Origin of the sequence: Nostoc sp. C052, assembly GCF_013393905.1 — a bacterium.
In the GTDB taxonomy this organism is placed as follows: Bacteria; Cyanobacteriota; Cyanobacteriia; order Cyanobacteriales; family Nostocaceae; genus Nostoc.
On sequence record NZ_CP040272.1, the window covers coordinates 3,124,579 to 3,139,196 of the forward strand.

A 14,618-nucleotide genomic window follows, 5' to 3' on the forward strand; every position below is an offset into this window, starting at 1 on the left:
TAATTGAAAATATTGTAGAGTATAGAATTGCCCTCAGTATTGCCCGACGCAACTCACCCTATGACTACCGCACCCTTAAGCTGGCAAGAACTAGAAACCCTCACGGACTATCAAATAGATACCGTTAATGGTCTTACCAACGCTAGAGCCAGGTTGCGGTTGTTTGGTCAGCCAGAATCTGATGTCCGGGTAACGCTGTACCGCGATAACCACGCCTGGTGTCCTTACTGTCAAAAAGTTTGGTTATGGCTAGAGGAAAAACAGATCCCCTACCGCATCGAAAAAGTGACAATGTTCTGCTATGGAGAGAAAGAAAGTTGGTACAAACGTAAGGTACCATCAGGAATACTCCCCGCGATCGAGCTAGATGGACGGATTATTAAAGAAAGCGATGACATTTTGATCGCTTTGGAAAAGGTATTTGCTCCATTGAACCAAGGCATGGAAGAGCGCATGGTGCTTCCACTACGTCAATTAGAACGACTTTTATTTAGAGCATGGTGCGCTTGGCTGTGTTCAAAAGCTGGTTCCTCTCAACAAGAACAACGCAACCGAGAACAATTTATCGGAGTGGTGGCTCAGGTCGAGTCGGCTCTGGGTCGCACCCCAAGCCCTTATTTTCTATCGGGCTTCGGCATCGTCGATGTCATTTTTACGCCATATCTCGAACGGATGAATGCGAGTCTTTACTACTACAAAGGCTACTCACTGCGAGAGAAAAACCCTCGTTTGAGCTTCTGGTTTGCGGCAATGGAAACCCGACCAACCTACTGCGGTACTCAGAGCGACTTTCACACCCACGTACATGATTTGCCGCCTCAGATGGGGGGTTGTTGGGAAAACGGCGAAACGCAGATGCTTCTCAATAAAGCGCGGGTGGATAATGGCCCGTGGTTTGGGCTACCAGATGTTACTTATCCAGAACCGGAAAACTCCCGTATGGAAGCTCTTCAACGAACTATCGAACACCGCGTCAATATTATCCGAGTCAACCCCAAAGATGATAAATTGTTTGATCAAGCCCTACGTTGTGCTTTAACACAGATGATGACAGGTGAAGACTGTGTACCTCCATTGGGTTCTGATGTCGCTCTCCGATATTTGCGCGATCGGATTAATGTACCACGAGACATGTCCATCTACGCAGCAAAGCGATTGAGGGAATCCCTGGAGAAAACCGCAGCCCTTGCGGGTGATGGGCAGCCAGCCCCCATTTCCACTAAGCATCGACGAGATCAAGACCCATCTAATTTTGTCATCAAGTAGGATTACCTCACTCATCCTGGCATAGAGCGCGACTTTAACAGTGAACGTTCCATAGGTATGGTAGTATTTGGGGGGAGCAGATTATTGGTTATGGCGACCTATGCAGAGGGGCTGAATATTCTTCACCACGCCAATGTTGGCAATAATCAGCACGAGATCGATGCCGAAACCACACCATTACGAAATCCAGAGTATTATCAGTATGACTTGAATCTGGCAGATATTGCCGAAGTCTGGCGGCGGGGTAGTGTAATTGCTTCAAAGCTAATTGGATTTGACAGCGATCGCCTTATTGACAAGCCGCAATTTAGAAGAGTTTGGTGGTCGTGTATCAAATTCTGGCGAAGGGCGCCAGAATGCGAACGCAGCAATTGAATCTGTAGCGACTCCGGTGAAAAGTTACGCGCTCTTTGCTCGTTTTAGCTGGCGTGGAGAAGCAAACTTTGCCGAGAAACTTTTGTCAGCTATGCGCTATCAGTTTGGCGGGTATGATGAAAAAGCTAATTCTTAAAGAGGTTAGTCATGGGAACTCCTGATTCAGACGCACTGGTATTTTTTGGGGCAACAGGTGACTTGGCCTACAAGAAAATCTTCCCCAGCCTTCAGGCAATGGTACGACGGGGGAATCTCAATGTCCCAGTGATTGGGGTTGCCGGACGATCTTGGACAACGGATCAACTTAGGGAAAGGGCACGTGATAGCTTAGAACATAATGGTGGTATAGATCAAGACGCATTTGAGAAATTTTCTGGTCTACTCCAATACGTTGCTGGTGACTACAACAAACCAGAAACTTACGAAAAATTACGTCTTGCCCTTGGTGATGCTACTCATCCCCTCTACTATTTGGCAATTCCACCGAGCTTGTTTGCACAAGTAGTGTCAGGATTGGGCGAATCAGGCTGTGCTAAAAATGCGCGGGTGGTAATTGAAAAACCATTTGGACGGGATTTGAAATCAGCACGCGAGTTAAATCAAATTCTGGCATCAGTTTTTCCCGAATCATCCATCTATCGTATCGACCATTACCTGGGCAAAGAACCACTGCTGAATTTACTCTATTTTCGGTTTGCCAACTCTTTTCTCGAACCAATCTGGAATCGCAACTATGTTGAAAGCATCCAGATTGTGATGGCAGAGGACTTTGGCATTCAAGGAAGGGGGCGCTTCTATGAGGAAACTGGCGCAATTCGGGATGTGGTGGAAAACCACATGCTGCAAATATTGGCTTCAGTGTGTATGGATGCTCCCGCCAGTACGGCTGCTGATTCCATCCGGGATGAAAAAGAGCGTATTCTCAAAGCTATAGGGGAAGTGCAACCCGATGATATTATTCGCGGTCAATTTTCTGATTACCGCAACGAAGAAGGTGTTTCGCCTGACTCCCAAGTAGAAACTTTTGTTGCTGTGCGGTTATTTATTAATACGTGGCGGTGGTCAGGAGTTCCCGTCTACATTCGGGCTGGGAAGAAATTGCCTGTCAAAACTACTGAGGTGATGGTCAAGTTCAAGTGTCCACCTTTAAATGTGTTCCAGGAGGGAAGACAAGAAAACGGTAATTATGTTCGTTTTTTACTAGATCCAGAGGTAATTGTGGGATTGGGCGCTCGCACTAAAATCCCTGGAGAAGATATGATCGGTTCTACGGTTGAACTCCTAGCCTTTTACGGAGGTGGCGACGAGATGGAACCCTATGAACGTCTGTTGGGTGATGCCATGCGGGGCGATCCCACCTTGTTTGTACGAGAAGATACCGTAGAAGAGGAATGGCGGATTGTCCAGCCAATTCTCGATAACGTCACACCCATTTATGAGTATGAGCCAAATACATGGGGTCCACCTGAGTCAGATCAACTGCTCTTGCCAAGGGATCAGTGGTACAACCCATTAGCTAGAGATGATTAATTAAAAAGTCAATATAGCTTGGTCACCGGATTCAAATGCAACAAGCCTCTAACTCAAATAGTGATGGACACCCAAAACATCGACATTGGTTTTGGTATATTTTTGGAACGTCAGTTGGTTTACTCGGCTTATATGGACTGGTGAGTTATGTGGTTTTACCAGCACTGTGGCGTCACTACGAACATAACCCCAAGCTGGAACATTCTCCGAAAACAACGCAAACGGCAGAAGGGATCTCTGGAGATCCTTTGAATATTGGATTTGTCGGTACAACAGCAGAAGTGGTGCAGGCGCTACTGGCAGCAGGCTGGTATCCGGCAGACCCTATCACCTTACGCTCAAGTGTTGGAATTGCTAAAAGTGTTCTCCTCAAGGATTCTTACCCAACTGCACCTGTAAGTAATTTATATCTGTGGGGACGTAAACAGGATTTAGCTTTTGAACTACCTATAGGAAACAATGCCAAAACTAGACATCACGTTCGCTTGTGGCAATCAAATAACCTGAATGCTGATAGTAGACCCCTATGGCTAGGTTCAGCAACATTTGACCAAAGCGTGGAACTTAGCCACCGCACAGGACAGATTACTCACCATATTGACGCAGACATTGATCAAGAAAGAGATAACGTAATTAAAAGTATTGATTTGACACACCAGATTGCCCAATTATATCAAGTCACAGGTATAGGGGCCACATGGGTTGGTCGTAACGGAGGAGGTGACAGATATTATACAGATGGCGAACTAACTATTAGACTTATCCTTAATATAAACAAAGTGGGATAATAAAAAACGGAGTAAAAATTATATGTAGATAATATGACAAACCCTTTAGCAAGAATTGAATCACATCCCCACGAAGCAAAACGATTAATAGGGATTAATTATGACCAGTTTTTAGCATTGGTATCCTTAGCGGAAAAAAGGCATAGAGAGAAACAAGCAGAAATTGAAAAAAATAAAGTTCGGATTATTGCCAAGGGAGGCGGACGCAAACCAGAGATGTCACCGAAAGAAGGAATATGCTTGTGTCTAGTTTACCTCAGACAAAAACCAATTTTTGAAATTTTAGGGTTACTCTTTGATATTTCCAAAACAAAAGCGAATGATGCTTTTAACTATTGGGTAGATATTTTGAGAGAAATTTTACCAGCATCTCAAATAGAAGAAGCGTCAGTAGATAGTCAAAAATATCAAGAATTGCAGCAAATGCTGTCCGAGTATGAATTAATTGTTGATAGTGCAGAACAGGCTACAGCGAGACCTGTAGACTATCAAGAACAAAAAAGATATTACTCTGGTAAGAAAAAATGCATACTCTAAAAAACCAGTTTATTGTCTTACCAGGTGGTGAAGATATTGTAGATATCTGTGTGGGAATGCTGGGAAAAACAAGTGATATTAATTTATTTCGAGATACTCGGAATAAATTTGCTGACTCACAAAGGTTTATAGGTGATAAGGCCTATATTGGAGATGATGCCATTACCACACCTCATAAGAAACGAAAGAATACAGAAATTTCGGAATTCCAAAAACAAGAGAATAAACAACTTTCGTCTCGCAGAATTGCCGTTGAACACATGATATGTCGGGTAAAAATATTTCGAGTAGCCTCGGAAAAATTCCGTCTCGCTCGTCATCGATATAGTCAGGTAATTCTGGCAGTTTGTGGGCTGATTAGGTTAAGACTTAATCGCTTAGTATCCTTAACCATTAATACTTAATTTTTTATCCTGAAATTGATTTCATCGTTTTGTACTTTTTACTCTAATTTTAATTTTTTGTCTCAGAATGCCGCCAAACACCTATTTTCTCGTAGAGTAAGATAGCGATCGCCTATTCAATCTGAATTGCTCAAACCCATTCACAGTAAGCATTTACATTTTGCGGATAAATCTATTTGTGTACTTTCAATGAATAATATTGCTCAAACAAAACCATCAACTTATTCACCATCACCAGAGCCTCTTAAGTTCAAAAATCAACTGTGGTCATGGCTGCGACACTATTTTAAATAGCTCAACTAAAGAAAACAGGATAATTTTATGCAAATGCACAAAATGTTAAACTTCTTTTCAAGAAAGATAATTTAAATTTCTAGACCTCTGTGAGGGTAAATAAAATAAAATTTTAGCTAGGAAGTAAAATATCTGAACAAATTAAAATTGACTTGACTATATGGGCACAAACAAGAGAGAAAAACGAGACTTGTGTTAATCAGGCTCATAGCTATTCTTAAAAATAAAAATTGTGCGCCATCCCAGGCACTAAATTTGTAAAATTAAAACAGAAGAATAAGTGATAGTAATGGCGAATCCCAGAGATACAGAGAATGGATGGTCGCAGTTAACTCGCGGTGCGCCATTGGCAGTAATGGTAGCGGTGGTACTCTATATTTTATACCAACTTTTACCAGTATTAGAACTTTTAGTTGTTGCAGCATTGATTGCTTTAATTTTACGAACCCTATTAAGGTTTTTGCAAAAGTTAGTTAAATCACAGGATATTGCTGTTTTGTTACTAATTGGATTAATCATCGGATTTGTTGTGGTATTAGCTACTGTAGTCCTACCTAGTGTGACATTTGAATCTCAAAAATTAATCAAAACATTACCAACTTATCTCAATAGATTAACAGGAGATGTTGAGCAACTGCGTCAGAAATTTGCTTTTATTCCTGACATTTCCCAAGCACTAATACAATTACGGAATTTGACCGACCAGTTACTAGGGGGAGTACCAGTTTTCTTAGGTGAAGCTTTGAGTTTAACCGTAGAGTTGGTAGCGACGTTAATTTTAGCGCTTTACATGGCTTACGATCCTAATTCCTTAGTGAAAGGGATTTTAAGATTAGTCCCAAAGCGACATCACTATCGGTTTAAAGGAATCCTTAAGGCTTGCGAGACAAGATTGCGAGGCTGGATTTTTGGGACAGGGATAGCGATGATATTTCTGGGTGCTGGAGCAACGTTTGGACTTTTGATTTTGGGGATTCCGTCAGCACTACCATTTGGGATTATTGCAGGTTTATTTGAAATAATTCCTTACTTTGGTTCGGTCATTGGTGCTTTTTTACCAGCATTAGTAGCATTGAGTATTTCACCGCTAAAGTTAGTATTTGTGTTGATACTTTTCTTTGTAATGAATCAAATAGATGCCCATGTTGTTCAGCCTTTGGTGATGGGTCAACAAGTAAATATCCATCCAGTGATGGTGATTGTAACATTTTTGGTAATGGGTAAGCTATTTGGATTTATTGGTGTGCTGCTTGCAGTGCCTGCAGCAGCAGTGATAATTACGCTTATTGATGAGTTTACGCCGTCAGAAAAGCTGATAGAGTCAGTCGGAGTTGAAACTGGAATATATGTTCAATCGAACGATATTACTCAAGATCACAACCAAAGTTGAAAATCGAAGAAAAATTTAAACGCTCTATTTCTTGCTGTAGTTCTTTGATTGTTTTCTGTAACTCACCTATTATCTTGCTCTGCTCAATGAGCATATCCACCAGTTCTTCTTTGGATAACTGGTTCAAACTTTCTTGAGCTAAATCTTGAGGCAGGTTTTGGTTCATATTTGTGATACTCACCCTCAAGTGTACCCTTTGTCAATACTCTGCCACCTGAATCTAGCCCTTTTAAGGTGTTGTGTGATGAACTAATTTGTAGTTTGGTAAAAAGAGGTGCAAATTTGTTGGGTGGAGAAAAAAATGTTGCTAGGGCAGGTGTTTGAGCGTTTTGTAAAAGAGAGTCCAGTATCGGTGATGGTTCGTGGACTTTTAGAGAAAGCATTATGTCCTCAAATCCTTGATGAATTATTTGAACGTAGTGCCAAAATCCAGTAGACTCGTGAGCTATTATTCTCCAGAGTAGTTAATTTGATGAGCCTTGTGGTCTGCGGAGTCCATCCATGAGTACACGCAGCACACCAAGCATCAATTGAAGAAATAGGTGTTTCAGTTACCTCGGTCTACAACAAAATCAACGGCATCGAAGCGAGTAGCAGTGGGGAGCTAGTAGTTCGCTTTCGTGACTTGGCGGGGTAAAGGGTAAGGGGGAAGGTGGGGTCCCTGACAGGTGTAGGTTTTTTACAACTAGGAGGAGTTGGAGTAATAAAAGCTATCGACAGGAGTAGGAGGAAAAGAACTCCAACGATGAAGATGAATGGACAAACCCTTGAGTAAATCAGCAATGAGGGTGATAAAACCCAGAAAAAAACAAGAAAGCCGACGTGGTGATTTGAGATCGATGGGTTTGGATTTAGCAACGTGTCGCTGGGGAAACTGATCAATGTGGGAGGGAGGAAATTGGTTTTCCGCTTCTCCACCAAGCATGACCATCCAGAGAGTAGAGACAGCGATGGCTAACCACAAGCGTTCAGCACGTTGTGGGTCAAGCAGACGAGTATTGTGCCACTGCCAACCATCAGATTTAAGATCACGATAAACACATTCAGTGGAGGGGCGTAAACCATACCAAATAGCGTCAGCAGACATAGGTTCTAGGTCAGTCAAAATCAACCAAGGGTCTTGATAACCAAAATCCCAACGAGCTAACAACGTGCATTCCAGGGGGTTAGTTTTGAAGCAGACTATTTGACCCGACCAGAATAATCCTGGACTGGCAACAATATCAGCCAATGGTTGCCATTGATTCTGATGTGGTAAACGATAAGTTCCTTGGTGGTTAATACGTAAAAAAGGATGCCAAGCAGCAACTATCAGAGAATAGAGCTAATCGGCATACAATCCCCGGTCAGCAGCGACAATTACCTTCTGGTCTGGTGGAATCGTATCTTTGAGGTCTGTGATTAATTTTTGCCAATGTGGTTTCCAACTTCCTGGTTCAGTGGCATTGACAATACACCATGCTACTGGAATTCCACATCCTGCCAGTAAAATATTAATGGATAGCACTATAAATTTATCACCAATACTCGTAGCATCCATTGCCAGTGCTATTTGCTGAATATTTTGTGGCAGTAAACTAATCACCCACAACAACAATGATGCAAAGCATCTGCTCACATCCAGTGTTCTCCGTTTATCCCCTTTTTTGGCTTTTTCCTCCTGATACCATTCTTTTAGTCTTTGCCTGACTGTGTTTGGTTTTTCATTATTCACTGCTCCAATGAACTCAGATACCTGGGTTAGACTACTTGATTTTGTCATTACCATACCAAAGCTCCATGTTGCCAAACCTATGGCCTGTGGTATTGACAAGTTAGGCATCCGCTCGGAAACTATGCATGACCACTGTTTGAGATGTTTGTTGTTCAGCATTTTGAGAATACATCCCTAGTTTCTAGTTTCATTCTCTCCCTTTCAGCAGTGAATACTCATACCCACGTAAAAAACCTACACCTGTCAGGCAGGGGGCAGGGGGAGCAAACCCTTCCCCTCTGCGCCAAGCATTGCGGAGCATGGGTACGTTCGCGGAGCGTCTCGTAAAGCCTGCGGCATAGCTACGCTTAGGGCGCAGCCTCTCGTAAAGAAGAGAAGCCCCACCCTTCCAGGGCGCTTGAACTGGGGCAAAGTACAAGCTCCGTCTCAGTCTTCCCCCTTGCTCCCTGCCTCCTGCTCCCTGCCCCTTGCCCCTTGCCCCCTGCTTCTTTTGATCCAGGTCTTTCCATTTCAGTTACCCTGAAGTTAGTTATCCAACTAGTATTGACTGTCCCATAGATAGAATAGATGACTCAACAAACTTCTAGAATTTGTATCCTTGGCGGGGGCTTTGGTGGTCTATACACAGCCCTGCGCTTAAGTCAATTACCTTGGGAATCTACGCAAAAACCTGAAATTGTTTTGGTAGATCAAAGCGATCGCTTCCTATTCTCTCCTTTACTTTACGAATTACTCACTGGCGAACTGCAAACTTGGGAAATTGCCCCACCCTTTGAAGAACTTTTACAAGGCACTGGTGTACGTTTCTATCAAGGGGTTGTGTCTGGAATTGACATCGACCAGCAACGAGTAAATATCCAAGAAGGGCCAGAAATCCCTTACGATCGATTAGTGCTGGCGCTAGGAGGTGAGACACCGCTAGATTTAGTACCTGGTGCAGCAGCTTACGCCTATACATTCCGCACAATCTCTGATGCTTATCGTTTAGAAGAACGCCTGCGATTTTTAGAAGAATCCGATGCTGATAAAATTCGGGTAGCGATCGTTGGGGCTGGCTACAGTGGTGTAGAGTTAGCTTGTAAGTTAGCCGACAGACTAGGCGAAAGAGGACGCTTTCGGATCGTTGAAATCGCTGATCAAATCTTGCGAACTTCCCCAGAATTTAACCGGGAAGCAGCAAAAAAAGCAATAGATGCCCGTGGCGTGTTTCTTGATTTAGAAACCAAAGTCGAATCTATAGAGCAAAATTCCATTTCCCTAGAGTACAAAAACCAGTTAGATACGATTCCCGTAGATTTAGTAATTTGGACTGTAGGAACTAGGGTTGCGCCCGTAGTCAAATCTCTTTCCCTCAAGCAAAATCAGCGTGGTCAAATCAGCACTACATCTAATCTGCAAGTTATCGATCATCCAGAAATCTTTGCCTTGGGAGATTTAGCAGACTGTCATGATACTGAAGGACAGCAAGTCCCCGCTACCGCACAAGCAGCTTTCCAACAAGCTGATTATACTGCTTGGAATATCTGGGCAAGTCTGACTAATCGCCCTCTTCTTCCCTTCCATTACCAACAGTTAGGAGAAATGATGGCACTAGGAATAGATAATGCTACTCTCACTGGTTTAGGGATTAAACTAGATGGGCCATTGGCATACGTCGCCCGCCGTGCTGCCTATTTATACAGGCTACCAACTTTAGACCATCAGCTTAAAGTTGGTTTTAATTGGCTAGTCCGTCCGATCATAGAAACACTTTCTCGGTAACTTTCAGATTGGGCATTGGTGAAGAACAAAGATATCTATGATATGATGATTTGTTTTATTTGCGTCAACTTATTTAGTAGATGCTAGACTCTACCCACAGAAACTTTCTAACAAGCCAAAATCTAAAATTCAACACTGATGGAACAACCGAAAGTTATTTTTTTAGATGCTGTGGGTACACTCTTTGATGTCAAAGGTAGTGTGGGTGAAGTCTATAGTCAGATAGCCCAAGAATTTGGCGTTATAGTTTCAGCCGAAACATTAAATACAGCCTTCATCCAAAGCTTTAAATCAGCGCCGCCGCCGATATTTCCAGATGCGGAACTGCAAGATATTCCCCAGCGCGAATTTGATTGGTGGCGGATAATTGCCCTGAATACTTTTGAAAGTGCAGGTGTTCTCAAGGAATTTTCTGACTTTTCAGCTTTTTTTAGCGAACTTTACATTCACTTTGGCACTGGTGAACCGTGGTTTGTTTATCCCGATGTCTTACCTGCTTTAATCAACTGGCGGCGCTTGGGAGTTAGCTTGGGGGTGCTATCCAATTTTGATTCTCGGATTTATTCAGTATTGCAATGTTTGGGATTGAGAGAGTTTTTTACCTCCGTCACCATTTCTACCCAGGTACGTGCAGCTAAACCCGACCCGCAAATTTTTGCGATCGCTTTAGATAAACATAAATGTTCCCCAGAGGCCGCATGGCACGTTGGCGATAGCATTGTCGAAGACTATCATGCAGCGAAAGCAGCTGGATTGAGAGGCGTTTGGATCAACCGGGGAAAATGAGGGTTGATCGACAGTGAAAACTGTACCATCTCAACTGTAATACGCGAAAACATAAACTACTTCGTTAGCGATCGCAGCAGAGTTAATTCACCAGATACGAGATTATCGTAAATTAAAGAGTTTAAGAACCTGCAATCTACATGTAGCACCCATTTCAGACGAGGATTTAAACCCCGTCTGAAATTTCTTTAATTTTGAATTTTGAATTGTTAATTGCCGTTGTACACGGGGGGCAGTAATGTATTATTAGCTCAAAAAAGGTATGCCAGCCCTCTAATTATCGTTAAATGCTGAAGCAAACTTTTCCTTCCCCTGAGGCACTCCGGCGGTTCCCTTTTGGTCTGGCTGATATTGCCCTCATTCTTGGCACATTAGTACTGCTGGCGTTGATTGCGCGTGTCGGTGCTGGAACATTGGTGAGCTTTGTACCACCCGATGTAGTCCCAGGTATCAGTCTTGACCCGCGTAATCTACCCTATTACGCTGGGCGCTCAACCCTGCGAATGTTTATTGCCCTATTTTACTCAACGCTGTTCACTTTAATTTATGGTTATATTGCTGCCAAAAGCCGCCGGGCTGAAAGAGTTCTGATTCCGCTACTCGATATCTTGCAGTCGGTTCCAGTACTAGGCTTTTTATCCATTACGGTTACAGGTTTTATTGCCCTGTTTCCCGGAAGTCTATTAGGACTAGAAGCAGCATCGATTTTTGCGATTTTCACCAGCCAAGTCTGGAACATGACCTTTTCGTTTTACCACTCACTGCGAACACTACCACCGGAACTAGATGAGGCTGTCAGGCTCTATCGGTTGTCGGGATGGCAGCGGTTCACCAAACTGGAATTTCCGACGGCCATGATTGGGCTGCTGTGGAATGCAATGATGAGTTTTGGCGGTGGCTGGTTTTTTGTCGCGGCGAGTGAAGCAATCAGCGTACTCAATCAGCAATACACTCTACCGGGAATTGGCTCTTATGTAGCCGCCGCAGTTGCCGCCGAGAATTTACCTGCCTTGGGTTGGGCACTATTGACGATCGCGCTCGTAATTATCCTGGTAAATCAACTATTTTGGCGACCGTTAGTCGCTTGGGCAGATAAGTTCCGTCTGGAACAGAGTGCCGCAGCCCAAGCGCCCGAATCCTGGGTCTACGATTTGCTTAAAGCAGCCCGAATTCCCCGTCTGCTGGGGCGGGCGTTAGCTCCTTGGGGTGAAGCGATCAATCGTATTCTCTCATTGCTAACACCACCGCGAACTCCCCGTGCTGTGGAGACTGCTGGGGAAGGAATGGGCGATCGCCTCTACAACTCGATCCTACTAGTTGTAATTGGTGGGCTGTTGGTTGTCGGGTTACACTTCATTTTCACAACAGTGGGACTAAGTGAAGTCATCAAAACCTTTGGGCTGGGATTACTCACTCTGTTACGTGTGCTGGTATTGCTGGTATTTTCAACTCTAGTTTGGACACCCGTTGGAGTAGCCATTGGGTTTAATCCCCGACTGGCAACTTTGTTGCAGCCTGTGGTGCAATTCCTGGCTTCATTTCCAGCAAACTTTATCTTTCCTTTCGCTACCCTATTTTTTATCCGTTCCCATATCAGCATTGATTGGGGTAGTATTCTGTTGATGTCCCTGGGCGCACAGTGGTACATCCTCTTCAACTCCATTGCTGGAGCGATGAGCGTCCCAACAGATTTGCGCGAAATGGCAACCAGCCTCGGTTTGCGTAGTTGGCTGCTGTGGCGCAAATTAATCATTCCCGGCATCTTCTCCGCCTGGGTAACAGGTGGTGTCACCGCCACCGGTGGCGCATGGAACGCCAGTATTGTCTCTGAGGTTGTCGCTTGGGGGTCAACTACCCTAACTGCTAACGGATTGGGAGCCTATATTGCTCACGCCACCGGAGCAGGTGACTGGCCTCGCATTACCCTGGGGATTGGAATGATGAGCTTATTCGTTGTTGGACTGAACAGAGTTTTTTGGCGACGACTGTATGAGTTAGCAGAAACCAAATACCATCTCTAAACCATCGTTCGCTAGAGGAGCAAGGATGACTTCTACCCAAGTTACTAATAACGTATTAATCTCTGTCGAACAGGTCAATAAGAGTTTCCCACTACCAGAGGGCAAAGGTGAATTTAAGGTTCTCCGCAACATTAATCTGACGGTAGCTGCGGGTGAAGTAGTAGCATTACTGGGGCGTAGTGGCAGCGGCAAAAGTACCTTGCTGCGGATTATGGCAGGCTTGATTCCAGCAAGTGAAGGTAGGGTAATCAGCAATGGTAAACGCCTGCAAGGTGCAAACCCTGGAGTCGCAATGGTATTTCAAAGCTTTGCACTGCTGCCCTGGCTGACAGTACAGGAAAACGTCGAGTTAGGGCTAGATGCCCAAGGTGTTGGTCGCGATGAGCGACGACAACGAGCGCTTAAAGCCATTGACTTGGTGGGTTTGGATGGTTTTGAAAGTGCCTATCCTAAAGAGTTGTCTGGGGGAATGAGGCAGAGGGTAGGCTTTGCCAGGGCATTTGTACTGGAGCCACAAGTACTATTTATGGATGAGCCATTCAGCGCCCTTGATGTATTGACAGCTGAGAACCTGCGGGGGGAAATTGATGATTTATGGAATGCTGGCACATTTCCATCCAAAAGTATTTTGATTGTCACCCATAATATTGAAGAAGCGCTGTTTCTGGCAGATCGGGTAATTATCTTAGGATCAAATCCGGGGTATATTCGCGGTGAGGTAGTGATTGATCTGCCGCGGCCTCACGATCGCACCAGTATCCGCTTCAAATCACTGATAGATTATATCTACACGGTGATGACTAACCCAGACGTAGAAGTAACTGGGGCAGTTGCAGCAACCACATCAACTACTATAGAAATATCGCGATCGCCTGCTGCAATCCAAGAATCGCCCTATGCCAAACCCCTGCCTCACGTCAGAGTCGGCGGTATTAGCGGTCTGTTGGAGTTAATTGTCGATCAACCAGAGGGCAAAGATGATATTCCCCGTTTGGCAGAACGAATCCGGCTAGCCGTTGACGATCTCCTACCAATGCTTGATGCAACCGTGATGTTGGGCTTTGCTGAGGTTGCACAAGGGGATGTCTTTCTCACTGAGATTGGACAAGATTTTGCAACTACAACTATTCTCCGCAGTAAAGACCTATTCCGGCAGCAAGTGCTATCAAATGTGCCAGTCGTCGTTAGCATGGTGCAGACATTGCGGGAAAAACGAAATCGCTCAATGCGAGCGGATTTCTTTATCGATTTACTTGATGAATACTATCCCCATGAAGAAGCCGAGCGGCAATTTGCCACAGCCGTAGATTGGGGGCGTTATGCCGAATTGTTTGAGTATGACGCTAGTGAAGATAGATTGTATCTGCCAGAGCTAGCGGCAACGCCAAGTAGTGAATCTGAGTCGATGGAATGAGAGATGACGGGGATGAGGGAGATACTTTCAATTCAGCAACGCCAAATTTTAAAGTGGAATCCAAGGCTTAGATTCAGAACCTAGTTGAAGAAGAATTCAGAAGTCAGAATGGGCTACGCCCCGCTGCGCTAACAGGAGTCAGAATAAAGACGCGACGCTCGAAGACTCGCTACCGAGGACTCGCTCTAAGCGTTCGCGCAGCGTCTCGTAGAGAAGCCATGCCGTTCGCGTAGCGTCTTCATAGAGAAGGCTTTACGCTGCGCTATCAGTCGGGGATTCAGACTCGCTAACGCTGCGCTATCTGCTTTTTCGGTCAAAATTCATTCTGTTAGCGGATA

At 44.3% G+C, this 14,618-nt stretch carries 14 protein-coding genes and 1 pseudogene; 12 read left to right on the forward strand and 3 right to left on the reverse strand.

Features of this window, described 5'->3' with window-relative positions:
* The first annotated feature begins 60 nt into the window (after positions 1-60).
* From FD723_RS12470 to FD723_RS12495, 7 genes are all read left to right on the forward strand, one after another.
* Positions 61-1,266 carry a glutathione S-transferase family protein gene (locus FD723_RS12470; RefSeq protein ID WP_179065615.1) on the forward strand — a complete coding sequence of 402 codons (1,206 nt, stop codon included), beginning with the start codon at positions 61-63 and terminating at the stop codon, positions 1,264-1,266.
* Positions 1,267-1,356: 90 nt separating this feature from the next.
* A complete protein-coding gene (locus FD723_RS12475; protein ID WP_256875166.1) occupies positions 1,357-1,641 on the forward strand; it encodes a hypothetical protein in 285 nt (94 codons plus the stop codon).
* Positions 1,642-1,788: 147 nt separating this feature from the next.
* On the forward strand, positions 1,789-3,171 hold the full coding sequence (gene zwf / locus FD723_RS12480; RefSeq protein ID WP_179065616.1) for a glucose-6-phosphate dehydrogenase: 1,383 nt from the start codon (positions 1,789-1,791) through the stop codon (positions 3,169-3,171).
* 35 nt (positions 3,172-3,206) lie between these two features.
* Positions 3,207-3,959, forward strand: a complete 753-nt coding sequence (locus FD723_RS12485) for an LssY C-terminal domain-containing protein (RefSeq protein ID WP_179065617.1) — start codon at positions 3,207-3,209, stop codon at positions 3,957-3,959.
* A 33-nt stretch (positions 3,960-3,992) separates the two neighbouring features.
* Positions 3,993-4,496: a transposase family protein gene (locus FD723_RS42725; RefSeq protein WP_256875045.1), complete on the forward strand. Its 504-nt coding sequence runs from the start codon at positions 3,993-3,995 to the stop codon at positions 4,494-4,496.
* Complete coding sequence (locus tag FD723_RS42730; RefSeq protein ID WP_256874853.1) at positions 4,484-4,900, forward strand: transposase family protein; 417 nt, start codon at positions 4,484-4,486, stop codon at positions 4,898-4,900. The genes FD723_RS42725 and FD723_RS42730 overlap by 13 nt, the downstream gene beginning before the upstream one ends.
* A gap of 583 nt (positions 4,901-5,483) precedes the next feature.
* Positions 5,484-6,584, forward strand: coding sequence for an AI-2E family transporter (locus FD723_RS12495; protein WP_179065618.1), 1,101 nt, complete (start codon positions 5,484-5,486; stop codon positions 6,582-6,584).
* Between the two features lie 7 nt (positions 6,585-6,591).
* Here the strand turns inward: FD723_RS12495 and FD723_RS12500 are convergent.
* Positions 6,592-6,750 (reverse strand): annotated as a pseudogene (locus tag FD723_RS12500) (IS66 family transposase); the annotation flags it as partial.
* 135 nt (positions 6,751-6,885) lie between these two features.
* Between FD723_RS12500 and FD723_RS42735 the strand changes: the two are divergent.
* Complete coding sequence (locus tag FD723_RS42735) at positions 6,886-7,020, forward strand: hypothetical protein (protein WP_256875111.1); 135 nt, start codon at positions 6,886-6,888, stop codon at positions 7,018-7,020.
* Between the two features lie 249 nt (positions 7,021-7,269).
* On the opposite strand, the gene FD723_RS42130 is transcribed toward FD723_RS42735, so the two are convergent.
* Positions 7,270-7,815: a hypothetical protein gene (locus FD723_RS42130; RefSeq protein ID WP_218651814.1), complete on the reverse strand. Its 546-nt coding sequence runs from the start codon at positions 7,813-7,815 to the stop codon at positions 7,270-7,272.
* Between the two features lie 93 nt (positions 7,816-7,908).
* Complete coding sequence (locus FD723_RS12510) at positions 7,909-8,457, reverse strand: hypothetical protein (protein ID WP_179065551.1); 549 nt, start codon at positions 8,455-8,457, stop codon at positions 7,909-7,911.
* Between the two features lie 408 nt (positions 8,458-8,865).
* On the opposite strand from FD723_RS12510, the gene FD723_RS12515 reads away from it, so the two are divergent.
* The 4 genes from FD723_RS12515 (at position 8,866) to FD723_RS12530 (ending at position 14,280) form a co-directional block, all read left to right on the forward strand.
* Entirely contained in the window at positions 8,866-10,059 is a 1,194-nt protein-coding gene (locus FD723_RS12515; protein ID WP_179065619.1) for an NAD(P)/FAD-dependent oxidoreductase, read from the forward strand.
* A gap of 138 nt (positions 10,060-10,197) precedes the next feature.
* Positions 10,198-10,845: an HAD family hydrolase gene (locus FD723_RS12520; protein WP_179065620.1), complete on the forward strand. Its 648-nt coding sequence runs from the start codon at positions 10,198-10,200 to the stop codon at positions 10,843-10,845.
* Between the two features lie 287 nt (positions 10,846-11,132).
* A complete protein-coding gene (locus tag FD723_RS12525; RefSeq protein ID WP_179065621.1) occupies positions 11,133-12,866 on the forward strand; it encodes an ABC transporter permease subunit in 1,734 nt (577 codons plus the stop codon).
* Positions 12,867-12,891: 25 nt separating this feature from the next.
* Entirely contained in the window at positions 12,892-14,280 is a 1,389-nt protein-coding gene (locus tag FD723_RS12530) for a nitrate/sulfonate/bicarbonate ABC transporter ATP-binding protein (RefSeq protein ID WP_179065622.1), read from the forward strand.
* Positions 14,281-14,618 lie beyond the last annotated feature (338 nt).

Coding starts and splice junctions, on each gene's coding strand:
- FD723_RS12470 (WP_179065615.1), top strand. CDS start 61: ATGACTACCGCACCCTTAAGCTGGCAAGAACTAGAAACCCTCACGGAC.
- FD723_RS12475 (WP_256875166.1), top strand. CDS start 1,357: ATGGCGACCTATGCAGAGGGGCTGAATATTCTTCACCACGCCAATGTT.
- zwf (WP_179065616.1), top strand. CDS start 1,789: ATGGGAACTCCTGATTCAGACGCACTGGTATTTTTTGGGGCAACAGGT.
- FD723_RS12485 (WP_179065617.1), top strand. CDS start 3,207: ATGCAACAAGCCTCTAACTCAAATAGTGATGGACACCCAAAACATCGA.
- FD723_RS42725 (WP_256875045.1), top strand. CDS start 3,993: ATGACAAACCCTTTAGCAAGAATTGAATCACATCCCCACGAAGCAAAA.
- FD723_RS42730 (WP_256874853.1), top strand. CDS start 4,484: ATGCATACTCTAAAAAACCAGTTTATTGTCTTACCAGGTGGTGAAGAT.
- FD723_RS12495 (WP_179065618.1), top strand. CDS start 5,484: ATGGCGAATCCCAGAGATACAGAGAATGGATGGTCGCAGTTAACTCGC.
- FD723_RS42735 (WP_256875111.1), top strand. CDS start 6,886: ATGTTGCTAGGGCAGGTGTTTGAGCGTTTTGTAAAAGAGAGTCCAGTA.
- FD723_RS12510 (WP_179065551.1), bottom strand. CDS start 8,457: ATGCTGAACAACAAACATCTCAAACAGTGGTCATGCATAGTTTCCGAG.
- FD723_RS12515 (WP_179065619.1), top strand. CDS start 8,866: ATGACTCAACAAACTTCTAGAATTTGTATCCTTGGCGGGGGCTTTGGT.
- FD723_RS12520 (WP_179065620.1), top strand. CDS start 10,198: ATGGAACAACCGAAAGTTATTTTTTTAGATGCTGTGGGTACACTCTTT.
- FD723_RS12525 (WP_179065621.1), top strand. CDS start 11,133: ATGCTGAAGCAAACTTTTCCTTCCCCTGAGGCACTCCGGCGGTTCCCT.
- FD723_RS12530 (WP_179065622.1), top strand. CDS start 12,892: ATGACTTCTACCCAAGTTACTAATAACGTATTAATCTCTGTCGAACAG.